The sequence below is a fragment of the Bacteroides sp. ET225 genome (assembly GCF_024733745.1).
GTDB classification, from domain to species: Bacteria; Bacteroidota; Bacteroidia; order Bacteroidales; family Bacteroidaceae; genus Phocaeicola; species Phocaeicola excrementipullorum.
Genome location: NZ_JANRHN010000004.1, coordinates 118,965 through 143,492, shown reverse-complemented (window position 1 = coordinate 143,492; position 24,528 = coordinate 118,965). Strand labels below are relative to the sequence as shown.

The window sequence follows — 24,528 nt, the reverse complement described above, 5'->3', positions numbered from 1 at the left end:
TTATAATTTTTCAGCAATTCTGAGTTTTGCGCTTCTTGAACGCGGGTTCCGGCCGGTTTCCTCTTCCGAAGGCGTTATCACTTTGTTGTTGACAAGCCTGAACGGAGTTTTCCGGTTTCCGAAGAAGTCCTGTTCAGCCTTTCCCTCCACGTTTCCGGTTTTCATGATGTTTTTCACCATGCGGTCCTCAAGCGAATGGTAAGTGATGACGGCCAGTCTTCCTCCCGGCTTCAGCGCGTCTGTGGCGGCATACAGCATTTCCTTAAGCGCCTCCATTTCCTGATTCACTTCTATGCGGAGTGCTTGAAACGCTTTGGCAAGCTCTTTCTTTTCTCTTTCCTTTCCGAAAAGCGGTCTGACGATTTCCAGGAAATCATTGATGGTGGCAATGTTTTTTCCCGCTCTTGCCTTGACCAGCGCTGCAGCCAGCTTGCGGCTGTTTTTCAGTTCGCCGTACAGGAAAAACAGATCGGCGAGGCGGTCCTCCTCGTAAGTGTTCACAATGTCGGAAGCCGTCATTCCCGCCCGCTTGTTCATCCGCATGTCGAGCTTTCCGTCGAAGCGGAAAGAAAATCCGCGTTCCGAATCGTCGAAATGATGCGATGAAACTCCCAGGTCGGCCAGAATGGCGTCTACTTCCGGCACGCCGTAATAGCGCAGGAAGTTGTGGAGGTAGCGGAAATTGCTCCGCACAAACGTGAAGCGCCCGTCGTTGATGATGTTCTTTTCAGCGTCGGCATCCTGGTCAAAACTGAACAGGCGGCTTCCTTCTCCCATATTCCGGAGAATCTCCTTTGAGTGCCCTCCTCCTCCGAAGGTTACGTCTACATAAATGCCGCCCGGATGAAGGTTCATGCCCTGTATGCTTTCATGCAGCAAGACAGGTATGTGGTAGGTTGGTTCTGTTCCGTCCATAGTTGCCGTTTTTGTCAATTTTCCACCTTATTATAGAATTGAGCCGTAAAATTAGGCATTTCTATACAATCGGGCACCATTTTTCAGCAAGAAATTTTCCGGAAGTTATCAACACCTTGTCAGTATCCGGACACATCCGTGCCTGGCGGCGGGAAGTGCTGCGGCGTGCCTGGAAATGGCATATTCTCCGGCCTGCGTGAGAGCTTCCCGTGCCGGGGCGACGGTTCGCTTTTTGTGTCCTGCATGTTACGGAAAAAAGAAAAACGATTTTTTTAGGCGTACAAACTGCATTTCTTGTAAGAAAAATGTGTGATTTTTCAAAGAGATGAGTTACATTTGCAGGGTAAATGAAAGAATATGGCTGAGAAATCAATGTTTTTGGTTGATATCGACAAGGTGGTGAGGGAGAAAGCCGGAAAGAAGGCCGATCGCATTCCCCGCTTTCTCATATCATATTTGAAACGGATTGTACATCAAGATGAAATCAACGCTTTCCTGACGCGCGTGGCCGACAAGACCGGCGTTGACTTCCTGGAAGCCTGTGTGGAATACCTCGACATCAGGCTGGAAGTGGAAGGCATCGAGAATCTGCCCGCCGAAGGGTTGTGCACGTTCGTGTCGAACCATCCGCTGGGCGGGCAAGACGGCATCGCTTTGGGATATATTTTGGGGAAACATTATGGCGGCCGCATCAAATACTTGGTCAACGATCTGCTGATGAACCTGCATGGGCTGGCACCTCTCTGCATTCCGATCAACAAGACCGGGTCGCAGTCGCGCGATTTTCCGGCGATGGTAGAGGCGGGATTCCGTTCGGACGCGCATATCATCATGTTCCCGGCAGGCATCTGTTCGCGCAGGCAGCATGGGGTAATCAAGGACTTGCCGTGGAAAAAGACGTTTGTGACCAAGAGCGTGGAGGCGCATCGGGATGTGGTGCCTGTTCACTTCGAAGGCCGGAATTCCAATTTTTTCTACAACCTTGCCAACGCATGCAAGTTTCTGGGGATCAAGTTCAACATAGCCATGCTGTATCTGGCAGACGAAATGTATAAGAACCGTCACAAGACATTCCGGGTGGCTATCGGAAAACCGATACCGTGGCAGACCTTCGACAAGTCGAAAACGCCTGCCGAATGGGCCGACTATGTGCGTGAACTGGTATATAAACTTTGAATTAAGAGAGATAAAAAATATATGGAAGAAATTATTGCGCCGATTGACAAAGAGATTCTGAAATCGGAACTGACTGAAGATAAACGGTTGAGGTTCACGAACAAAAGCAACAACGAGATATACATTGTTACGTGGAAGAACGCGCCTAATGTCCTGAAAGAAATCGGACGTTTGAGAGAAATCGCTTTTCGTGCGGCCGGAGGCGGAACGGGCAAGCCGCTTGACCTGGACGAATACGACCTGATGGAGCATCCGTATCACCAGCTGATCGTGTGGAATCCCGAATCGGAAGAAATCCTCGGAGGATACCGCTATTTCCTTGGCGACGAGGTGGAGTTCGACGAAAAAGGAGAACCCATCCTGGCAACCGCACACATGTTTAAATTTTCGGAGAAGTTCCTGAAAGAATATCTTCCTGCTACAATCGAGCTGGGACGTTCGTTCGTGACGCTTGAGTATCAGTCAACCCGGGCCGGCTCGAAAGGCCTGTTCGCTCTCGACAATCTGTGGGACGGGCTGGGCGCTCTTACCGTGGTGATGCCCCACGTGAAATACCTGTTCGGCAAGATGACGATGTATCCGAGCTACAACCGTTTCGGCCGCGATATGATTCTGTATTTCCTGAAGAAGCATTTCGGTGACAAGGACGGACTGATCATTCCGGAAAACCCGATTCTGATAGAAACCGATCCGGAGATGCTCGAAAAGCTGTTCTGCCACAATTCCTTCAAGGAAGACTACAAGGTGCTCAACACCGAAATCCGGAAGCTGGGATACAACATCCCTCCCCTTGTGAATGCCTATATGGGCCTGTCGCCCACGATGCGCATGTTCGGCACGGCGATAAACGACGGTTTCGGAGATGTGGAGGAAACCGGCATCCTCATCGCGGTGGACGAGATTCTCGAAGAAAAGCGCGTGCGCCACATCGAATCCTTCATCAAGGAGCATCCCGAGGCGCTGGACATCACTTCTTCCTTCAACGCGATAGTGGGAAGAGTCAAAAAGTAAGCAAGTCTGCACACCCATATCCGTTTCAGGCGGTCTTTCCCGTTTTTCCGGGAGGGCCCGCCTGAAATGCTTCATGCCCCGCCGGAAAGTTCCCGAAGCCGGCTCTATTTCTTCATTCCGCATTGTGGTTTCTATGTTTCACGTTGTGGAATTCAGAAACCGCAGTGTGAAATGTATATTCCACGTTGTGGAACAAAGAAACTCTTCCGGCATCTGGAGCTTCGTTCGGGCGCGAAATGAAAATTCTCATTTTCTCCCTTTCAATATTTCTGTTTCACCGAAGAAATGTTATCTTTGCAATTATTAATTTATTGGCAGAATCTTCGCTATGAAACGGAAAAATTTTATTAATTGGGCATTCTCTTTATGTCTGATGGGGCTGGCGGATCCTGTATCCGCACAGGTGGTAAAGAACGAGCGGCTGTTCTCGTTCGAAGATGGAGTGCCGGCGCAAATGAAGGTTGAGGCTTCGTCGCTGGCCATCTCGGATGTACATTATAAAGACGGTACGCATTCGCTCCGCTGGACTTACCAGCCCGGCGCGACACTGGCTCTGGAAAAAGATCTGAAGTTTGAGGAAAAAGATCCGACGGGAAAAGATACGTACCTGTCGGCTTTCATCGTATGGGTATATAACGAAAAGGCTGTCGACAAGAAGATTACCTTCCAGTTTCTGAAAGACGGAAAGGTATGCACCTCTTTCCCTTTCGGAATCAACTTTACCGGATGGCGCGCCGCCTGGGTCTGCTATGAGCGCGACATGGAGGGGAAGCCGGAAACGGGCATGGATGAACTTCGTGTGCAGGCTCCGGATGTGGCAGGCGAACTTTTCATCGACCATTTGATTACAGCGGTCAAAGTGGACGCCCGCCAGCAGGCCGCGGACGTGCAGGTGCCTTTCGTGCATAAGGGAACCACAAATCACTGGCTGGTTATCTATCCGCACTCGCTGTGGACTTCCGATCTGCCGCTGAACCCCGTGTCGGAGAGGGAAAAGGCTGACATGCATCTGATGGAGAAGCGTTTCCGCGACCTGGTCTATCTCCCGGGAAAAGTGAACCAGAAGCAGCTGGACAAAATCAGAAAGCAATACGGAAAATATCGCATCGTCTATAAGGACGGAAAGGTGAGCGGCATGCCGATCTTCATGGTGCGCCAGGCGGAGGCCTACGAACGTATGCTTCCCAACTGGGACAAGGATATGTTTACTAAGCTCGGCATGGAGATGAAGGCTTACTTTGACCTGATGAAGAATATCGCTACGGTTTATCTGAACGCCGAAGATCCGGAAATCAAGCAGGAAATGCGTGAGAAGTTCATGGCGATGTACGATCATATTACCGATCAGGGTGTGGCGTACGGGAGCTGCTGGGGAAACATCCATCATTACGGATACAGCGTGCGAAATCTTTATCTGTCTTATTTCCTGATGAAAGATGTCCTGCGTGAAGAGGGGCGTCTTCAGGAGGCTGAAGCCACCATGCGGTGGTATGCCATCACCAATGAGATTTATCCGAAGCCCGAAGGGAACGGCATTGACATGGATTCGTTCAATACCCAGACTTCGGGACGCATTGCGAGCATCCTGATGATGGAGGATACGCCCGAAAAGCTCCGTTACCTGCGCGCTTTCTCCCGTTGGATCGACTACGGATGCCGTCCGGCTCCCGGTCTGGCCGGTTCGTTCAAGAGCGACGGAGCCGCCTTCCACCATTGCAACAATTATCCGGCTTATGCGGTCGGAGGCCTTGACGGAGCTACCAATATGATTTATCTGATGAGCGGAACCACGTTTGCCGTGTCCGAACTGGCGCATCAGACGGTGAAGGATGTGCTGCTCGCTATGCGCTTTTATTGCAACCGTGTGCAGTTCCCGTTGTCCATGTCGGGACGGCACCCTAACGGAAAAGGCAAACTGATACCGGGACAATATGGCATGATGGCCATAGCGGGCACGCCCGACGGAAAACAGAAGTATGATCCGGAAATGGCGGCGGCCTATCTTCGCCTGTTGAACGCTTCGGATGTGAAGAGCGGCGAAGAGCCGGACTATCTTCCGAAGAAGATGACCGGAATGGAAAAGAAGATGAAGCGCGAACTGGCGGCCGCAGGCTTCAAGCCGGAGGCAGACCCGCAGGGAAATCTGGCTCTGGGCTACGGTTGTGTTTCCGTGCAGAGAAGAAGCAACTGGGCGGCGGTGGTAAGAGGCTCCTCGCGCTATCTGTGGAGCGCCGAGCATTATCTTGATGCCAATTTCTACGGACGCTACCTGGGATACGGAAGCATGCAGGTTCTGACGGCACGCCCCGGCCAGTATGTGACGTTTTCTTCAAGCGGATGGCAGGAGAACGGTTTCGACTGGAATCGCATTCCGGGCACTACTTCCATCCATCTGCCTTTTGACCAGTTGCGCGCAAAGGTGCTGAATGTGGATACATTCTCCGGATTTGAAGAAATGCTTTATTCTGACGAAGCTTTTGCCGGCGGACTTTCTCAGGAGCATGAAAACGGAAACTTCGGAATGGTTCTGCATGAGCATGACAAGTATAACGGTTCGCACCGCGCCCGCATTTCTTATCATTTCTTCGGCGACAAGATTGTGGCTCTCGGTTCTGACATCGAGAATGTGAACAAGGATTATCCGACGGAAACCACCGTGTTCCAGCTTGCGGCCATTACTCCCGAGGAGAAGGCTTACTGGGAAGGATATGCAGGAACCGGAAACATTTTCCTTGCACCGAACGGAGCGGGATATTATGTGAAGGGAAATACGAAGTTTGAAAAGAATTTTCCGCAGACTACGGTGGGAGAGCGCAGCGTGAAACCGACTTCCGGCGATTGGGTGTCGCTTGTGTTTGATCACGGAAAGGCTCCGAAAGGCGCATCGTATGAATATGCCGTGCTGCCTCAGACTGATCAGGCTTCGTTGGAAGCCTTTGCGAAGAAGCCGGCCTACAAGGTGCTCAAACGCGACCGCAACGCGCATATCGTGTCTTCTTCCGAGGAGAAGCTGACCTCATACGTGTTGTTTGAAACTCCGCGTGCGGCATTGCCGGGAGAATGGATTGAAAAGACCGACACTTGTTGCCTGGCCATGGTGAAGGAAACAGGCAAGCAACAGCTTCTGCTTACCGTCGCCCAGCCGGACTTGGCCCTATATCGCGGGCCGAGCGACGAGGCTTTCGACAACGAAGGCAAACGTATCGAGCGGAGCATTTATTCGCGTCCATGGAAATTCAACGAAAGTCAGGAGATTCCTGTAACCGTAACTTTGAAGGGCCATTGGGAGCCGGATACAGACCTGCAGAACGTGAAGGTCATTTCAGCAGACAGAAAGCATACGGTGTTGCAGTTTGTGTGCCGCGAAGGAAAAAGCTATGATGTGAAGCTGGTGAAGAAATAAGCAGAAAAAGAGCAGAGGCGCAAAGATGCGGAATGTCAGATTCCAGAATCTTTGTGCCTCTGCTTCTATAAAGGTTTCACGGAAAGGCTGGTCAGGCCATGTCTTCCAGCTGGTTTCCGTATTCCATTTCGCCTTGCACTACAAAGTAGACAGCTTCCGGGTCAAATGGGCCCATTCCGTCTTTCTTGGCCTCTTTCATGATGTAGTCCACTATCTCATCCTGGTCGATGTTGATATATCCCTCTTCATCTGGTTGTGCGTCCAGACATCCGCTGGTTGTGTAATAATCAACAATTACGTCGAGGATGTAATAAAGGTCGTCATCCGTAAACGAGTCCTTCATTTCTTGCGGAAGGTAGTTCTTGATGAATTGGATTGTCTTTTCATCATCTTCGTCTTCCAGCAAAAAATCGTTGTCCATGCCCATAATTATAGTTTGTTTTTAGTTGATAGAATTCGTTGCTTAGAGCAGAGCGTCCACCTTAGCCTGGAGAGCCGATTTGCCAGTTGCTCCCACCTGTTTGTCAACCACTTCACCGTTCTTGATGAAAACTACGGTTGGAATGCTGCGCACGCCGAAACGCGCGGGCAGATCGCTGTTCTCGTCTACATCGCATTTGCCGATGTTCACTTTGTCCTTGTATTCTTCTGCCAGTTCCTCGATGTAAGGAGCGATCTGGCGGCACGGACCGCACCATGTAGCCCAGAAATCAAGTACCACCGGTTTCCCTTCGGCTACGATTGCTTCAAAATTGTCATCTTTAATGTTCAATGCCATAACTGTATGTTTTAAAAAAGATTTTGTCTACAAATATAGGCTAATTTATTTTATACTCCAACTGCGGCTGCTCTTTTAAATAGTTGATCAGATCTTTTTGGGCTGATACCTTTACCGCGTGCGAGCTCAGGTTTATACGCATTTGTCCGTTGTCGTCGTAAACAAGGAAGCAGAGCTCTGCCTTTCCGGGGTTGGCTTTCACTTTTGACGAGAATTCCACCACCAGCTGGTCGTTGAGCGCCGACAGAGGGATGCTGACCGTAATCTTGTTGATGGCATTCTCCTTTACGTCTGAAAGCAGCTCGATTGTGCTGATTTTCACTTCCCATTCGTCCTGCCGCCATTGTTTGGGCTGGCATTTGCCGTGCATGAAAAGAAACATGCCCTCGGCGAAGTAGTTCTTCTTTTCCACCCATTCGTTTCCGAAGAAGGCGAATTCAGCCGATCCGGAGTAGTCTTCTATTTTGGCTATGCCATAAGGCGTGCCTTTTTTTGTAAGCCCTTCCCGAACTCCTGTCACGATTCCTCCAAGAATCAGATTCTGGTTCTGCAGGGGAGTGAGGTCTGCGAGCTCCGCCATGTGTACGTTGCATACGTTCTCGAGAATGACGGCAAAATCGTCCAGCGGGTGTGCGGAGAGATAGATTCCTACCAGTTCACGTTCTTTGTTCAGGCGTTCCAGGTCGGTCCATTCAGGCGCATGGATGATTTCCGGAGTGGCGATTTCTATCTCAAAGGTATCTCCGAACAAAGAATTGGTGGCCGACGATTTGTCTGCCTGATATTTGGCTCCATACCGCACCAGCGTTTCCACGAAGGTTTCTTCCTTTGAGTTTTTCAGGAAGAAGTCCTCGCGCCTGATTTCCTGGAAGCTGTCGAACCCTCCCGCGAGTGCAAGGTTTTCGATGTTTTTCCGGTTGCAGGCCGAGAGATTCACACGCTGGACGAAATCGAAGATGCCTTTGAATGGCCCGTTCTTTTCGCGCTCGTTCAAGATGCTTTGCACGGCAGCTTCTCCTACACCTTTGACGGCTCCCAACCCGAAACGGATATCGCCGTGGTGGTTGACAGAGAATTTCAGGTTACTTTCGTTCACGTCGGGACCGAGCACACGTATTCCTGTAGCCTTGCATTCGTCCATCAGCTTGGTGATTTCGGTGATGTTCGAGATGTTGCGGCTCATGGTGGCGGCCATGTATTCCGAAGGGTAGTTGGCTTTCAGATAAGCGGTCTGATAGGCTACCCACGAGTAGCAGGTGGCGTGTGACTTGTTGAACGCATAGGAAGCGAATTTTTCCCAGTCGGCCCAGATTTTTTCCAGCACCTGAGGGTCGTGCCCGTTTTTCTTTCCGCCTTCGATGAATTTCGGCTTCATGTGGTCCAGCTTGTCGCGCAGCTTCTTTCCCATCGCCTTTCGCAAAGCGTCCGATTCGCCTCGCGTGAAGTCGGCCAACAGGCGCGACAGAAGCATCACCTGCTCCTGGTAGACCGTGATTCCATAAGTGTCCTTCAGATATTTCTCCATGATGGGAATATCGTATTCGATCGGCTTCCGTCCGTGTTTACGGTCGATAAAGTCGGGGATATAGTCCATCGGTCCCGGACGGTAGAGCGCATTCATGGCGATAAGGTCTTCGAATGTAGACGGCTGGAGTTCGCGCAGATACTTCTGCATCCCTGCCGATTCAAACTGGAACGTTCCGATTGTCCGCCCGTCGCTATACAGCTTGTAGGTGGCTGGATCGTCAATGGGTATTTCGTCGATGTTCAGTTCGATGCCTTTGCTTTGGCGGATATTCTCGATTGCTTCCTTTATGATGGACAAGGTCTTGAGTCCCAGAAAGTCCATCTTGATAAGCCCGGTGTCTTCGATGACAGAGCCTTCATATTGGGTTACAAGCATTTTCTCTCCTGTTTCCTTGTCATCGGCCGTGCTTACGGGCACCCAGTCGGTAATGTCATCCCGGCAAATGATGGTTCCGCAGGCATGGACGCCCGTGTTCCGCACGTTCCCTTCGAGCATTTTAGCATATTTGATGGTGTCGCGCAGAATGGGATTGGGTGAAGCTTCTGCTTCCTGAAGTTCCGGAACATATGCGATGGCGTTGGGCAGATTCAGCTTTTTGTCGGGAATCTTGTCGGGTATGAGCTTGCAGAGTCTGTCGGATTCCGGCAAGGGAAGTTTCTGAACGCGGGCCACATCCTTGATGGCCAGTTTGGTAGCCATTGTGCCGTATGTGATGATATGCGCCACCTTCTCCTGTCCGTATTTTTCGGTTACCCAGTTCAGCACCCGCCCGCGTCCGTCATCATCGAAGTCTACGTCAATATCGGGAAGCGAGATACGGTCGGGGTTCAGGAAACGCTCGAACAGCAGGTCGTATTTGATGGGGTCGATCTGCGTGATGCCCAGGCAGTATGCCACAGCCGATCCGGCAGCTGATCCACGTCCCGGTCCTACAGATACATCAAGCTGGTTGCGTGCCGCGTTGATAAAGTCCTGCACAATGAGGAAGTACCCCGGGAAACCCATGGTTTTCATGATGTACAGTTCGAATTTCAAGCGCTCCTTGATTTCATCGTCCATGTCTGCTCCATATCTTCTAACAGCACCTTCGTAAGTCAGCTTTGCCAGATAGTCCGCCTCGAGCTTGATGCGGTATAGCTTTTCATATCCTCCGAGGCGTTCGATCTTTGCTTTGGCAGCCGCTTCGTCCATCACCACATTTCCGTTTTCGTCACGGGTGAATTCGTTGAACAGGTCCTCCTCTGTGAATTTTTTCCGGTATTCTTCTTCTGTCCCGAAATCCTCTGGTATGGAGAAAGTAGGCATGATCGGCGCATGGTCGATGGAGTAGAATTCCACCTTGTCGCATACTTCCGTCGTGTTGGCCAGCGCTTCGGGTATGTCTGCAAAGATTTCGTTCATTTCTTCGCGTGTCTTCATCCATTCCTGCTTGGTATAGAGCATGCGGTTCGGGTCATCGAGGTCTTTTCCCGTACTCAGGCAGATCAGCCGGTCGTGTGCTTCGGCATTTTCTTCATCCACAAAATGCACGTCATTCGTGCAGACCAGTTTGACGTTGTATTTTTTTGCGTATTCAACCAGCTTCTTGTTTACAGTTTGTTGGAGTTGGTACGTTTCGTGATTGGCCCGGGGTACGCTAGCCTTGTGGCGCTGCAGTTCCAGGTAATAGTCATCTCCGAACAGGTTCTTGTACCACCGGACGGCTTCTTCTGCTTCTTCAAAGCGTCCGGCAGTTATTTTCCGCGGCACCTCTCCTCCCAGGCAGGCAGAGCAGACAATCAGACCTTCGTGATATTTCTCAAGTTCGGTCCGGTCGGTACGCGGTCGCATATAGAACCCTTTGGTCCATGCCTTCGACACCAGTTTGATCAGGTTGTGGTATCCTTTCAGGTTTTTAGCGAGCACCACCAGGTGATAGCCGCTCTGGTCCTGTTTCCCTTCCTTGTCTTCCATCCGCCGGCGCGCCACATACATTTCACAGCCGAAGATTGGCTTGAAAAGTTTTTTTTGGGCTTCTTCCAGCTTCTGTTTGCAGCTTGCTATTTCAGCTTGGGGCTCTTCTGCTGCTTCTTTTCCGCTTTCTAGCGCGGCGATACGCTTTTTCAGGTCCTTGATTTCGGAGTTCGTGCCTCCGTTCTTTTTGTTTACGTAGTTGAAGAACTCCTTTATCCCGAACATGTCACCGTGGTCGGTTATGGCAATCCCCCGCATCCCGTTTGCGATGGCCTTGTCTACAAGACGCGGAATCGAGGCTTGTCCGTCGAGAATCGAATATTGGGTATGTACGTGCAAATGAACAAAATCTTCCATGATTCAGAGTGTTTATGTAAGCAGACAAAGATACTCATCTTTTGGAGAACGGGCAATAGCGTTGGGGATTTATTAGGATGGTAAGGGAAACTTATGGGTTAATGATTTGAATATCAGATGTGTGATCCGGGTATCGTAAATTCGGCAATTATCCTTTGGGCTTAAAAAGAATTTAACTGCTTATTCATTATTATTAAGCTAAAAAAGAGGGATAGTTTGGCAGGATTCTTCTCTTTTTTACTAACTTTGCGACAAATCATAAATAAATTTGAATTGCTTATGAAAAAGACATTTGTTTTGGCAGCATTGTCATTTCTTGCTATAGGGATGAATGCTCAGAATCTTATCAAGAATGGTACGTTTGACACGCCGTTGAACGCTGAAACTTATGAATCGGTTCCGGCTTCGGCTGATTGGTTCGTGATGGACAAAACAAGCGGAGCAACCACTATCACTCCTGTGAAGGATGATGAGAAACATGGAAATGCCGTTCAGATAGAAAATACGACAGACAATTCTTGGTATAAGGCTTTTCTGGCTCAGCGTCTGGAGGGTGCAGAAAAGGGTGTTTATACGTTGTCGTTTGAAGCGAAAGCTTTGACCGAAGGTGCTCAGGTGCGCTTCTTCATCTGTGATTCAAAGCTTAAGACTTTTATCATGCGCGATCAGTTTGATCTGACAGACGAGTCTTCTAAGAATCAGTCGGCTACCGCTTTCAGCCGTGTCATCAACAAGCCGGGAAAATGGATGAAGGTGACCGCAAAATTTGATCTTGCGAAGACTGTCGACAATTTTGCGAGTGTGAAAAGTGTGGAGGCTAAGGGAAATAAAATTACTGAATCCGCCATCTCTGATGAAATGCTGAAAGACTTGATTGTTGTAATCGAGTTGCAGAAGAAAGATTCAAAAATGATGATTGACAATGTGACGCTGCAAAAGTAATTTTAGTTGTTGCATAGACAAAGAAAGCCGGTTCCCGAAATGGAGCCGGCTTTCTTTGTTCTTTCATCTTTCTTCTGATCTTCAGGTCAGTATGGGAGCAAGTCTGAAAGGATCTTCTCGTTGTACCATGGGTCTTCGATGTCCTTCAACTGCTGTGCAAGCTCTTTGTAGAGTTCTTTCACGATTTCCGGGTGTTCTTCCGGAGAGAGGTTTTTCAGTTGGTAGGGATCGTTTATGTCATCGAAGAGAAGCGTGCGCTGAAGCTTCTTGTCCTTGTCGATGTAGAGTGCCAGCGTGTAGTGAGCCGTCTTGATTCCTCTTGATTTCGGGAAGTAGGAAATCACTTTTCCGTCTTTGTCCTTGTCGCCGTCGATGTTCTGGATATAAACGGCACCGGTCGGTCGGGCGATTACGTTTGTAGAGTCTTCGAAGAAAAGCGGAGCGTAGTTGCTTCCCTGTACGGTGGCGGGAATGTCCTTATCCAGCTTGCAGAGTCCGAGCAGTGTCGGCATGATGTCCGGCGATGAGAGCAGCAGGCTGTCCACATGCGGACGGATATGCCCCGGATAGCGCACGATGAACGGAATGTTCATGGATTCGGCATATGGTGAATTTTTCGGATCGTCGGTAAATTGGCTGCACATGGTTTCTCCATGATCGGAAGCGAACACCACAATCGTGTTTTCATCAAGATTCAGCTCTTTCAGGCAGTCCAGAATCTGTCCGAACGCGCGGTCCACGCCGGTTACCGAAGCAAAATAGTAGGGGGCAGAAGCTGCTTTTGCACGTTTCTTGTCGGCATTTGGCCGTATGAGCAGACTGTCGGTAGGCAGATTTTTGTAAAGATTGAAATCCTCTTCCATACAGTCGTCGAGCGAGCGGTAAGGGCTGTGGGGAGGGTTCATTCCGACCATGATAAAGAACGGTTTGCTGGCATCGCGTTGTCCGTTTTCGTTTTTCAGGTAAGATATTACCTGTTTAGCTTCGTGGATGGGCGACCATTCTTTCGGGTCATGCCGTTTGCCTTCCGTATCCCAGTAGTGCGGATTCTTGTGCTCGTCGAAAGTGCCGTAAGAATACCAGTAGTTGAAGCCGTGCCGGCGTTCCTTCGGGGTATAGGCATCCCATGTCGGGTTTCTGTCTTCCACGTAGTGTCCCGGATTAGCCGGATCGTTGGGAGTGGGGAAGTCAGCATGCAGTTTTCCGAAATAGGCGCATTCGTATCCGTTCTTGCTGAACACGTCGCTCACACATTCCACGTCAGTGCGGAGTGAGCTGATCGGCCGGTCGGAGTTGCAGTTCAAAGGGATTCCGCTCTTGTTGGGATACATTCCGGTAAGCAGAGAGCCTCGGTGGGGGCTGCTCAGAGGGCAGTTGCTCATGGCTGAGGAAAGCACGAGCGATTCTTTTGCGAACCGGTTGAGGTTTGGAGTATGGGTCGGGTCGCCCTCAAAGCGCACGTATTCTTTGAATTCCGGTTCGTTCCAGATGCCGAGAGCCATGTTCCGGAACTGGTCTGGGAACACGTAAATTACGTTGGGTTGCGTCTGTTCCACTGTTTTTTGTGAACTTCCGCATGCTGCCAGAGCGAGCAGTCCGGCTCCTCCCAGCAGTGTGTATGACAGATGTTTCATGGTGGTTTGATAGATTGAATTTATTTTTAATGCAAAGACACAAAGGCACAGAGAAAGATGTATGATTCTGTGTCTTTGTGTCTTCGTTTCTGATTTACTGCGTGTTGCAGGAGAATGTTACTGAACAGAGTCTTTTTCTGTTACGAAAGAGAATGGCTGGTTGTTTTCAAGATCTCTCTTGCGTATCAGTGCCTCTTCGTAATAGTAGTCTGCATAGTTCAGCGGAACGTCGATTTCCTGTCCGTGAGGAATGCTTCCTACCGAGTGCATCAGGATGAAGTTTCCGTTTTCGCCCACTTTGGCTTTATAGTCCGGTCCGGCCAGATGAGTTACAATTGTGTCAGCCAGCGCTTTGTAGTTCTTTCCCTGGCAATAGCCGTCCATTTCATACAATGCCGAAGCGATGCAGGCAGCTGCTGAAACATCTCTCGGCTCGTTCGGAATCTTCGGAGCGTCGAAGTCCCAGTAAGGAATCAGATCCTTCGGGAGATTCTTGTCGGTGAGGTAGAAGTTCAGCGTCTTTTCAGCCTGGTCGAGATAACGCTGGTCGTGGGTATACCGGTAGCAGGTGGTGAATCCGTAGATGGCCCATGCTTGTCCGCGAGCCCATGCTGACTCGTGCGCATAGCCTTGTGCTGTCTGGCGGCTTCTTACGCTTCCGTCTTTCAGTGCGTAGTCAACCACGTGATAGCAGCTGTTGTCTGCGCGGAAATGGTTCTTCATGGTCTGGTCGGCATGAGAAACCGCAATCTTGTGGAACGTAGAGTCGCCCGACAGACGGGTTGCTTCGAACAGCAGTTCCAGATTCATCATGTTGTCGATGATAACCGGGCATTCCCATCCGCGTTTTCCTTGCCATCCTCTGTCGGCATCCCATGACTGGATGACGCCTGCGTTCGGACGGAAGCGGGTGGAGAGTGATTTTGCTGCTTCTACGATGACATCCTTATATTCGGGCTGTCCGCACAGACGGTAACCGGTCAGATAGCTGCATCCGATCATGAAGCCCACGTCGTGGTGCCACTTCAGGTATTTTACCGAGTCGAGCGCCTCCGTATATTTTTCAGCGAGATTTTTCCATTTTTCGTCCTTTGTCAAGTCATAGTCCAGCCACATGCTTCCGGGGAAGAATCCGCTTGTCCAGTCGTCGATGGGGACATAAACGATGTTTCCGAGCGTGTCGAGCGTGCGGGGATTCAGGCATTTCCCGCTTTTTTCGATGATGTCAGTCTGGATTGTGTGCTGAGCTACGATGTTGTTGATCTCTTCAGTCAGGAAGTCGGGTTTTGCTTCCTGTTTCGGCTGGCAGGCGGCAAGTGCGACAGCTGCCAGAGCGGCGATTCCTAAATGGTTTTTAATCTTCATAAGGTATTAATTTTGATTAATATTTCTCGTTTGGTCAAAGGTAGGCTTATTCACGGGAGGACGGGGGATAAAATCGTCCATAAAAAAGGTATAAATGTGTTTCGGGCTGTGCTTTCCATATGAAAAGGTGATGTTTTCGTTCAGGCTCAAAGATAAGCAAAACTTTTTAAATGTGCAAGAGGATGCCGCGCTTGCCGATGGCAATCTCTTGCCGGCGGAAATGTTTGCCGGGTCAGCTTGCGGAAGTTGGGCGTTCAGGTTGTGCGGAATGAGCCGTCAGATTGAGGAAGATGAGCCGCGAGTTTTGCATCGTGATTCCTTCGGCCGTTACGGTTGTTGCGGCTGGCCTTCCGCCTTTTTAGATAGTAAATTGTTTGATAACGATTTTCGTTCACCTGAACCTGGAGAAGGCCGCGGCCTGTCGTTTCATGGTGAATTTGGCAGTTCCGAATTTTTTTCTTATTTTCGCATTGTTGTAGTTGAACTTTTTTCACTGACTTTTTGATGGGCTTTATCTATCGTTTCATATATGCCGTTCTCTTTTGTGCTGTCTTGCCTTTTGTGGCTGCGGAAGCGCATGACGTGACATTCAACCGTCTTTCTACGGAAGACGGGCTGTCGCAAGTGTCTGTTAATGACGTGTATGTTGACGAGAATGGTCTTGTGTGGATTGGTACCCGTGAGGGGCTGAACCGCTACGACGGGAACGGCATTAAGGTTTTCCGGATGGAAAAGGACAATCCCTACAGTCTTTTTTCAAACCAGGTGCTGAAAGTGACCGGCGACCGCAAGGGCCATCTTTATCTGCTTTGTGTGGACGGGCTGGCCCGCTTTGACATGCAGACGGGGAGATTTTCGGTGGTTTATCGGGGACAGGTATCGGCGGTGCTGTATCACGGCGGGTTGTATGTGGGGTGCGACGAGCGCCTGTTCCGCTACGATGAAGGAAAAGGTGAGATGGAATTGTTTTATACTCTGCCTTCGGGAAGCGAACGCCTGACGGCTCTGCGCATTGATTCGCAAGGGAATTTATGGATGGGGACGGAGGCTCATGGACTTTTCTGCCTGTCTGCCGGAAAGGTGTTTTCGCACGAAATCAAGGGTGGACGGATTTCCAGCATTTTTGAGGATACAGCGGGAAGGCTGTGGGTCGGGACTTGGGAAAACGGGGCTTACCGGAAGTCGCCCAAAGGGGATTGGGATAATCTGAGAACCGGACACAACGGGCTTTCTTCCAACTTTGTGCGCTGCTTCTGTGAAGATAACAAGGGAAATCTGTGGATAGGAACTGCCGAAGGGCTTGACTGTCTGCATCCTGACGAGGAAGTGGCCTTTCATCACTATCAGGCTGGTCGTGCGCCTTACGGGCTGTCGCATGAATCGGTGTGGTGTATGGTGAAAGACGCGCAGGGAACCATCTGGGCCGGAACGTATTTTGGCGGAGTGAACTATTTCAATCCTGAATATGCCGTCTATACCGTTTTCGGGAAGGCGGCTCACGAAGCCGACGGGCTGAGCAGTCCGATTGTCGGCAACATGCTGGAAGATAAGCGGGGGAACATATGGATCTGTACAGAAGGAGGCGGCCTGAACATGCTTGACCGGCAAACGGGGAAGTTTCGCTGGTATGTTCATTCGGCATCAGCCAACAGCATATCCCACAATAATGTGAAAGCAATCTGGTATGATGAAGGCACTGACCAAATATGGCTGGGGCTTCATCTGGGCGGGCTGAACAGGCTGGATATCCGCAGCGGAAGGTTCTTTGCCTATCGTCACGAGGCGGGCAATCCTGCAACCATTCCTTCTGACATTGTCCGTGATATTTTGCCATACGGAGATAGCCTGGTTGTGGCCACCCAGCAGGGGGTCTGCCTGCTGTCGAAAGCCACGGGAAAATGCCGGCAACTGTTCGGCGAGAGTCCTGAAGACGATAAAATCCGGATGGTTGCTGATCTGGAGCTTGACCGGACAGGCGTGCTGTGGATGGCCGTTACGGGCGAAGGCGCCTTTTCCTATAATTTCAAGACTGACAGGCTGGTGCATTATCCTTATAGAGAAGGACAGCCGGGAGTGAGCAACAGCAACGTGAACAGCATTTTCTGTGACCATGCAAACCGGATATGGTTCGCCACTTCAGGAAGCGGGCTGGACTGTCTGGACCAGTCTGACGGGACATTCCGAAACTTCGACGCCGCACGCAACGGGCTTTCGGGTGACTGCATTTATAAGATTTGCGAGAACGACGACAGAGAGCTGCTTCTGATAACCAACTGTGGCTTTTCGCGCTTTGAGCCTGCCACCGAAAGAGTGCGCAACTATGTGGCTGAAAACGGTTTCCCGCTGTCGGCAGTCAACGAAAACGCATTGTTCGTTTCGAAAGAGAAGGAAGTCTTTTTGGGAGGAATGACGGGTATGGTCATGTTTCCGTTGAAGGGGCTGGACCGTAGTCCTCTGCCATATACCCTGGTTTGGTCAAAACTGATTGTGAACGGAAAGGAGATTTTGCCGGGCGACAAGACCGGGTTGCTTGCAGATGCGCTGAATTATACTTCCGAGATCACGCTGAAAGCTGATCAGAATATGTTCAGCCTGTATTTTTCCGCTTCAAACTATGTTCCCGAAAACAGGGAGCAGATTGAATACAAGCTCGAAGGCTTTTCGGAAGAATGGACTCCGGTACGCGAACAGCCTGTAATCACCTACACGAACTTGAATCCGGGAACCTATACTTTGTGCGTGCGTTCGGCCAACCCGCTCACACTCAGCAAACCGATAACGATGAAGATTGTGGTCAAGCCTCCTTTCTATGCCACCTGGTGGGCGTATATAATTTATGTGCTTTTGGCGGGCGGTATCTTGTGGTATCTGATGCGCATGTACCAGACCCGTGTCAAGCTCCAGGCATCGCTGGCATACGAGCAGCGTCACTTGCAGGACATAGAGCGGTTGAATCAGGCGAAGCTCCGGTTCTTTACCAGCATATCACATGAATTCCGCACTCCGCTTACGCTGATCATCGGTCAGCTTGAAAGGCTGATGCAAATGCCTCAGATTCTTCCTTCGGTTTATTCGAAGGTGCTTTTGGCCTATCAGAGCAGCGTGCAGCTGAAGGAGCTTATCAGTGAACTGCTGGATTTCCGCAAGCAGGAACAGGGCAAGATGAAGCTGAAGGTTAGCCGGATGAATCTGGTTTATTTCCTGAACGAAACTTACTTGCTTTTCCAGCCATATGCCGAGAGCAAGAAAATCTTTCTTGAGTTTGTTTCTGAATGCGATGATATTGAAGTGTGGTTCGACTGGCAGCAGATGCGCAAGGTGATCAATAATCTGTTGTCGAATGCCATCAAGCACGTGTTGCGTGAGGGCCGCGTGACATTGCGTGTATGGAGAACCGACGGGAAAGCCTGGTTTTCAGTAGAAGATACGGGCTCGGGAATCTCGCCCAAAGACATCGGAAAGATATTTCTCCGTTTCTATCAAAGTACGGAAGATACGGAAATCAATGCAGGAACAGGAATCGGTCTGGCGTTGACAAAAGGTATCGTGGAGCTGCATCACGGGCAGATCAATGTAGAGAGTACCGAAGGCAAAGGCGCGAAGTTTACCGTATGGATTCCGGAGGGAAATGACATGTATGAGCCGGACGAAATAATCGAAACGTCAGAACATGCCGTAATCCGGCAGATGACGGTAGACGGCCCGAAATACAGTCTGAATCCGGAACAGGTGGAAGTGCTGAAAGCTGGAGTAATGCCCAACAGTGACGGGTCGCGTCCGCATATGCTGATTGTCGAGGACAATGAGTCGATACGCAAGATGCTTGCCGGCCTGTTTGAAAGCATCTACGATGTCGCTTTGGCTTCGGACGGTATGGAAGCTTTGGAAAAAGTGAAAGAGAATCCGCCTCAGATTGTGCTGAGCGACGTGCTGATGCCGCGCATGTCGGGTATCGAACTGGTGAAGGAGCTTAAGGGAAATCTTGACACCTGCCATATTCCCGTTGTTCTGCTTACGGCACGCACAGAGGTAGAACAAAACCTTGAAAGCCTGAAGATTGGAGCCGACGATTATATCACTAAGCCTTTTGACTCCAGATTGCTGATACTTCGATGCAACAACCTTGTAAACAACCGGAGGAAACTTCAGGAGTATTTTACCAAGCAGCCCGCCGCAGAAACTCCGGTGCTGGCAACCAATCCGTTGGACAAGAAGTTCCTGGATGAAGTGATAACCATTTTTGAGAAACATCTTGATGATTCGGCTTTTACCATCGATATGCTTGCCCAGCAGATGCTTGTGTCGCGTACGCGCATGTATGCGAAAATTAAGGCCATTACAGGACAGACTCCGAACGACTTCTTCATTACACTCCGCCTGAAAAAGGCTGCCTGCCTGCTGAAGAACAGTCCGGAATTGAATATTACTCAGATTTCAGACCAGACCGGGTTCAGTTCGCCGCGCTATTTCAGCAAAGTGTTCAAGAAGGCTTATCTGGTGACGCCGATGGCCTACCGCACCGGGCAAGACCAATAAACGTCTGAAGCGGGAAAGCAGAACTTTTACATTTTAAACCTTTATATTTATGAAACAAAACTTATTGTTGGGCATTTCTGCAATGTCCGGTCTTGCGGCTCTTACGGGATGTGGACCACAAGCCCAAAAAGAACAGACCGTTGACTTGAAACGTCCGAATGTTATTTTCATTTATTCGGATGATCTGGGAATCGGCGATTTGAGTTGCTATGGAGCTACTAAGATTTCTACCCCCAACATCGACAGCCTGGCGAACCAGGGGCTTCTGTTTACGAATGCGTATGCCACTTCAGCTACAAGCACTCCTTCGAGATACGGAATGTTGACAGGTACTTATCCTTGGAGGAAAGAAAATACAGGCATCGCTCCCGGAAACTCGGAACTGATTATTGATACAACCTGCGTCACATTGGCCGATATGTTCCATGAGGCTGGTTACCGTACTGCTGCTGTAGGTAAATGGCATTTGGGATTGGGACCTGTTGGCGGTACGAACTTCAACGGGCTCATCAAGCCGAATACGCAGAGCATCGGATTTGACTATGAATTCATCATTCCGGCTACAGTGGACCGTGTGCCCTGTGTGTTTGTGGAAAACGGACGTGTGGCAGGGCTTGATCCTTCGGATCCGATAACGGTGAGCTATGACCATAAGGTGGGTGACTGGCCAACCGGAAAGGAAAATCCGGAACTTGTGAAGCTGAAGCCAAGCCAGGGACACAACAACACCATTATTAACGGTATCCCGCGTATCGGATGGATGACAGGTGGAAAGTCGGCTTTGTGGAATGATGAGGAGATTGCCGATGTGATTACCGCCAAGGCTAAAAACTTTATTTGCGAATCGGCGGATACAACTTTCTTCCTCTATATGGGAACTCAGGACATCCATGTTCCGCGCATACCTCATCCGCGTTTTGCAGGAAAGAGCGGCTTGGGAACACGCGGTGACGTGATTCTTCAGCTTGACTGGACAATCGGCGAAATCATGCACACGCTCGATAGTTTGGGCATAGCCGACAACACTCTCTTTATCTTTACAAGCGACAACGGTCCGGTTATCGATGATGGGTATCAGGACCAGGCTAGGGAAATGCTGAACGGACATACGCCGATGGGCATCTATCGCGGAGGCAAATACAGTCTTTACGAAGCCGGAACACGTATCCCGTTCATCGTACGCTGGCCGGCACGCATCACGAATCCCGGCAAGCAGGAAGGACTCTTCTCGCAGATTGATGTGTTCGCGTCAATGGCCGAAATTCTCGGTGTGCCATTGCAGGACGGTGTGGCATTCGACAGCCATGCGCGTGCAAAGGAATTGTTGGGCGAGGATCAGGCAGACCGCGAATACGTTGTAGAGCAGAACCTGGACAACACGTTGGCTATTATCAAGGACGGGTGGAAATATTTTGAGCCGAGTGACAAGCGTAAATATGAAACCTGGACTAAGACGGAACTTGGACATAGTCCGAAACCGCAATTGTATAATCTGAAGGAAGATCCGTCGGAAAAGAATGATGTGGCCGACAAATATCCGGAGAAGGTGAAGGAACTCGCCGCATTGCTTAAGGAAGTGGTCGGCAATTGATATGCAATTGAGAATTGATGATTGGCTGTTGGCGGTGAAGCACACGCAACGGCCAATCATTTTCTTGTTGGCTCTGTCACTTCGTTTGAGTGTATCCGTCTGTTTTCAGAATCTCAATGACCCGTTGTTTCAGTTCGCCTTGAATCAAGATTTCTCCGTCTTTTACGGAACCTCCCACTCCGCATTTAGTCTTCAGCAGCCTGCCGAGTTCTTTCAGATCGTCTTCCCGTCCGGTGAATCCGGATACCACGGTTACGGTTTTTCCTCCTCTTCCCTTCTTTTCGATGCTGACTCTCAGTCTTTGCCTGTTTTTTTCGGGAGTTTCTTCCTCCTCTTCCGCTCCGTCATCGTAGCGGAAATCAGGATTGGTTGAATATACGATGTTCAGCCGGTCTTTCCAGTCATTCTTTTTCATGCCAAATAATCTTTAAAGAGTTTCAAAGGTAAGAACATTTTTCATTATTCGTTTATTGATTTGCTCAGAAAAACGTATTTTTGCAATGATTTGTTATGAAAATAGATGCATCGATGGCAGAACGAGTAAATAAGAATAACGGGAAAATACCTGAGCCCACATTGCGCAGGCTTCCGTGGTATCTTTCGAATGCAAAACTGATGAAAGAGAGAGGGGAAAGGTATGTTTCGTCCACACAGATTTCTCGTCAGATCAATATCGATGCCTCGCAGATAGCGAAGGACCTTTCGTATGTGAATATTGCCGGTCGCACGAGGGTAGGATATGAAATAGACAGGCTGGTCAGCGTACTGGAAGATTTTCTTGGCTTCACCAACATGCATCGGGCTTATCTTTTCGGTGTGGGAAGTTTGGGAGGTGCTTTGCTCCGCGATTCGGGCTTGTCGCATTTTGGTTTGAAAATAGTGGGGGCATTCGATGTCAATCCGGAACTGGTGGGGACGGAAATAAACGGTATTCCCATTTATCATACCGATGAGTTTGAGGAGCGGATGGAAAAGGACAAAGTGAAAATCGGAGTGCTTACCGTGCCCATAAATATTGCTCAGGAGATAACAGACAAGATGGTGGCAGGCGGAATCAAGGCCGTGTGGAACTTTACGCCGTTCCGTATCCGTGTGCCCGAAACCATTGTGGTGCAGAACACTTCGCTTTACGCGCATCTGGCCGTGATGTTTAATCGTTTGAACGAACTTGTAAAGAAATAGATCAATGAAGATAATAGCTGTAGGCATGAACTACAGACTCCATTGCGAGGAGTTGCATGCCGGAGAACCAGTGCCGGAGGATCCGGTAATTTTTATGAAACCTGATTCGGCCATTCTGAAAGACGGAAAGCCCTTTTTCATTCCCGACTTCTGCGGGCAGGTGGATTATGAAACGGAACTTGTAGTGCGTATCAGCCGTTTAGGCAAGAATATTTCGGAGCGTTTCGCCCGCCGCTATTATGATGCAGTGACCGTCGGCATTGATTTCACCGCACGGGATCTTCAGCGGAAGTTACGTGCAGAAGGGAAACCTTGGGAACTCTGCAAAGGGTTTGACAATTCTGCTGCTATTGGTGAGTGGATTCCTGTTGAGCGGTTTGCTGATATTCAGAACATCCGTTTCCGTTTGGATATTGACGGAAAAACGGTTCAGCAGGGAAATACATGCGATATGATTTTCAATGTAGACCGGATTATTGCTTATGTAAGTCAGTTCTGCACGTTGAAAATCGGTGACCTGCTTTATACGGGAACCCCGGTCGGAGTGGGGCCGGTGCAGATTGGGAATCACTTGGAAGGTTATCTGGAAGATGAAAAAGTATTAGATTTCAATATACGATGAAGATAAGAGTTGGATTTGGTTTCGATGTCCATCGGCTGGTGCCGGGACGTGATTTGTGGCTGGGAGGTATCAGGCTGGAACATGAAAAGGGACTCTTGGGACATTCGGATGCCGATGTGCTGATTCATGCCATTTGCGATGCCCTGTTGGGAGCTGCCAATATGCGTGACATAGGCTATCATTTTCCCGACAATTCCTCGGAGTTTGAAAATATAGACAGCAAGATTCTTTTGAAGAAAACCGTCGCTTTGATAGCGGGGAAAGGCTATCGGGTAGGAAATGTCGATGCAACGGTGTGTGCCGAACGTCCTAAACTGAAGGCGCATATTCCCGCTATGCAGAACATTCTTGCCGAGGTGATGGGAGTGGAGGCAGATGATGTGTCTGTCAAAGCCACCACTACAGAAAAATTAGGTTTTACCGGGCGTGAAGAAGGTATCTCCGCATACGCAACGGTATTGATAGAAAAGGATTGATACAATGAATCCGAAGTATTCCATAATTATTCCCGTATATAACCGTCCCGAAGAGGTTGACGAGCTTCTTGAAAGCCTTTCGCGCCAAACATTCAAGGATTTTGAAGTGGTGGTGGTGGAGGATGGATCTTCAGTGCCATGCAAGGCTGTAGTTGACAAGTATTTGCCCGTGATGGATATACGTTATTACACCAAGCTGAATTCCGGGCCGGGAAAAACCCGCAATTACGGTGCAGAGCGTAGCAAAGGAGCATATCTTATCATACTGGATTCTGATTGTATTTTGCCGGAAGGATATCTTCAGGCGGTTGAGATCGAATTGGAGAAGGAACCGGCTGACGCTTTCGGGGGACCTGACCGCGCACATGCTTCGTTCACTCCCGTGCAGAAAGCTATCAACTATGCCATGACCTCCTTTTTTACTACAGGCGGCATTCGCGGGGGAAAGAAAAAAATGGACAAGTTCTATCCGAGGAGCTTCAATATGGGGGTGAGATCCGATGTGTACCGATCCTTGGGAGGTTTTTCTGATATGCGTTTTGGAGAGGACATTGATTTCAGTATCCGTATTTTCAAGAACAATTGCAGATGCCGCTTGTTTCCCGAAGCATGGGTCTGGCACAAACGTCGTACAGATTTTCGCAAGTTCTTCAAGCAGGTGCATAATTCAGGCATTGCGCGCATCAATCTTTACAAGAAATATCCAGAATCTCTGAAGTTGGTGCATTTGCTTCCGGCTGTTTTTACGGTCGGAGTGGTGCTGGTGCTGCTTGCTGCTCTCATCTGTCCGTGGAGTCTGCTTCTTCTTCTATTTTTCGCATTGGTGATTTTTCTGGACTCTTCCGTACGGAACAAGAGCTTGTGGATAGGTATCCTTTCGGTTGGAGCCGCTTTTGTCCAGCTTACCGGGTATGGAACGGGGTTCCTTTATGCTTGGTGGAAGCGGTGCGTGCTCCGGAAAGAGTCTTTTTCTGCTTTTGAGAAAAGTTTTTATAAATGATCTGTGAGTTTTTTATAGAAGTCCCCGTTTCCTTTCGTCTATTCAGAAGGAAACGGGGA

General features: G+C 49.6%; 18 protein-coding genes. 11 read left to right on the top strand and 7 right to left on the bottom strand.

Features of this window, described 5'->3' with window-relative positions:
* Entirely contained in the window at positions 1-915 is a 915-nt protein-coding gene (gene rsmH / locus NW212_RS03280; protein WP_258337210.1) for a 16S rRNA (cytosine(1402)-N(4))-methyltransferase RsmH, read from the bottom strand.
* 357 nt (positions 916-1,272) lie between these two features.
* Here rsmH and NW212_RS03275 point away from each other — a divergent pair, with 357 nt between their 5' ends.
* The 3 genes from NW212_RS03275 (at position 1,273) to NW212_RS03265 (ending at position 6,505) form a co-directional block, all read left to right on the top strand.
* Entirely contained in the window at positions 1,273-2,091 is an 819-nt protein-coding gene (locus NW212_RS03275; protein WP_258337209.1) for a 1-acyl-sn-glycerol-3-phosphate acyltransferase, read from the top strand.
* Positions 2,092-2,112: 21 nt separating this feature from the next.
* Positions 2,113-3,102: a GNAT family N-acetyltransferase gene (locus tag NW212_RS03270; protein WP_258337208.1), complete on the top strand. Its 990-nt coding sequence runs from the start codon at positions 2,113-2,115 to the stop codon at positions 3,100-3,102.
* Between the two features lie 373 nt (positions 3,103-3,475).
* Positions 3,476-6,505 carry a chondroitinase family polysaccharide lyase gene (locus NW212_RS03265; RefSeq protein WP_258337242.1) on the top strand — a complete coding sequence of 1,010 codons (3,030 nt, stop codon included), beginning with the start codon at positions 3,476-3,478 and terminating at the stop codon, positions 6,503-6,505.
* A gap of 91 nt (positions 6,506-6,596) precedes the next feature.
* On the opposite strand, the gene NW212_RS03260 is transcribed toward NW212_RS03265, so the two are convergent.
* Genes NW212_RS03260 through dnaE form a run of 3 tightly spaced genes read right to left on the bottom strand, consistent with a single transcriptional unit; the run spans position 6,597 to position 11,121 of the window.
* Positions 6,597-6,932, bottom strand: a complete 336-nt coding sequence (locus NW212_RS03260; protein WP_258337207.1) for a hypothetical protein — start codon at positions 6,930-6,932, stop codon at positions 6,597-6,599.
* 36 nt (positions 6,933-6,968) lie between these two features.
* Entirely contained in the window at positions 6,969-7,283 is a 315-nt protein-coding gene (gene trxA, locus NW212_RS03255; RefSeq protein WP_258337206.1) for a thioredoxin, read from the bottom strand.
* Positions 7,284-7,323: 40 nt separating this feature from the next.
* A complete protein-coding gene (dnaE, locus tag NW212_RS03250) occupies positions 7,324-11,121 on the bottom strand; it encodes a DNA polymerase III subunit alpha (protein WP_258337205.1) in 3,798 nt (1,265 codons plus the stop codon).
* 279 nt (positions 11,122-11,400) lie between these two features.
* On the opposite strand from dnaE, the gene NW212_RS03245 reads away from it, so the two are divergent.
* Positions 11,401-12,063: a DUF4627 domain-containing protein gene (locus tag NW212_RS03245; RefSeq protein WP_258337204.1), complete on the top strand. Its 663-nt coding sequence runs from the start codon at positions 11,401-11,403 to the stop codon at positions 12,061-12,063.
* An 86-nt stretch (positions 12,064-12,149) separates the two neighbouring features.
* On the opposite strand, the gene NW212_RS03240 is transcribed toward NW212_RS03245, so the two are convergent.
* Together NW212_RS03240 and NW212_RS03235 are read right to left on the bottom strand one after the other, a co-directional pair.
* Complete coding sequence (locus tag NW212_RS03240; protein WP_258337203.1) at positions 12,150-13,697, bottom strand: sulfatase; 1,548 nt, start codon at positions 13,695-13,697, stop codon at positions 12,150-12,152.
* Between the two features lie 117 nt (positions 13,698-13,814).
* Positions 13,815-15,062 (bottom strand): glycoside hydrolase family 88 protein, encoded by a 1,248-nt coding sequence (locus NW212_RS03235; protein ID WP_258337202.1) that lies wholly within the window; start codon positions 15,060-15,062, stop codon positions 13,815-13,817.
* A 94-nt stretch (positions 15,063-15,156) separates the two neighbouring features.
* On the opposite strand from NW212_RS03235, the gene NW212_RS03230 reads away from it, so the two are divergent.
* From NW212_RS03230 to NW212_RS03220, 3 genes are read left to right on the top strand one after another with little or no spacing between them, the layout of a single operon-like run.
* Positions 15,157-15,567 (top strand): hypothetical protein, encoded by a 411-nt coding sequence (locus NW212_RS03230; RefSeq protein WP_258337201.1) that lies wholly within the window; start codon positions 15,157-15,159, stop codon positions 15,565-15,567.
* An 8-nt stretch (positions 15,568-15,575) separates the two neighbouring features.
* The gene (locus NW212_RS03225) at positions 15,576-19,598 is read left to right on the top strand and encodes a two-component regulator propeller domain-containing protein (RefSeq protein WP_375337939.1); all 4,023 of its coding nucleotides are present in this window, start codon (positions 15,576-15,578) and stop codon (positions 19,596-19,598) included.
* A gap of 49 nt (positions 19,599-19,647) precedes the next feature.
* Positions 19,648-21,189 (top strand): arylsulfatase, encoded by a 1,542-nt coding sequence (locus tag NW212_RS03220; RefSeq protein WP_258337199.1) that lies wholly within the window; start codon positions 19,648-19,650, stop codon positions 21,187-21,189.
* Positions 21,190-21,265: 76 nt separating this feature from the next.
* Here the strand turns inward: NW212_RS03220 and NW212_RS03215 are convergent, their stop codons facing one another.
* Positions 21,266-21,604 carry a translation initiation factor gene (locus NW212_RS03215; RefSeq protein ID WP_258337198.1) on the bottom strand — a complete coding sequence of 113 codons (339 nt, stop codon included), beginning with the start codon at positions 21,602-21,604 and terminating at the stop codon, positions 21,266-21,268.
* Between the two features lie 113 nt (positions 21,605-21,717).
* On the opposite strand from NW212_RS03215, the gene NW212_RS03210 reads away from it, so the two are divergent.
* Genes NW212_RS03210 through NW212_RS03195 form a run of 4 tightly spaced genes read left to right on the top strand, consistent with a single transcriptional unit; the run spans position 21,718 to position 24,469 of the window.
* On the top strand, positions 21,718-22,371 hold the full coding sequence (locus NW212_RS03210) for a redox-sensing transcriptional repressor Rex (RefSeq protein ID WP_258337197.1): 654 nt from the start codon (positions 21,718-21,720) through the stop codon (positions 22,369-22,371).
* A 4-nt stretch (positions 22,372-22,375) separates the two neighbouring features.
* Positions 22,376-22,993 (top strand): fumarylacetoacetate hydrolase family protein, encoded by a 618-nt coding sequence (locus NW212_RS03205; RefSeq protein ID WP_258337196.1) that lies wholly within the window; start codon positions 22,376-22,378, stop codon positions 22,991-22,993.
* Positions 22,990-23,469 carry a 2-C-methyl-D-erythritol 2,4-cyclodiphosphate synthase gene (ispF, locus tag NW212_RS03200; RefSeq protein ID WP_258337195.1) on the top strand — a complete coding sequence of 160 codons (480 nt, stop codon included), beginning with the start codon at positions 22,990-22,992 and terminating at the stop codon, positions 23,467-23,469. The genes NW212_RS03205 and ispF overlap by 4 nt, the downstream gene beginning before the upstream one ends.
* A 4-nt stretch (positions 23,470-23,473) precedes the next feature.
* A complete protein-coding gene (locus tag NW212_RS03195) occupies positions 23,474-24,469 on the top strand; it encodes a glycosyltransferase family 2 protein (RefSeq protein ID WP_258337194.1) in 996 nt (331 codons plus the stop codon).
* Positions 24,470-24,528 lie beyond the last annotated feature (59 nt).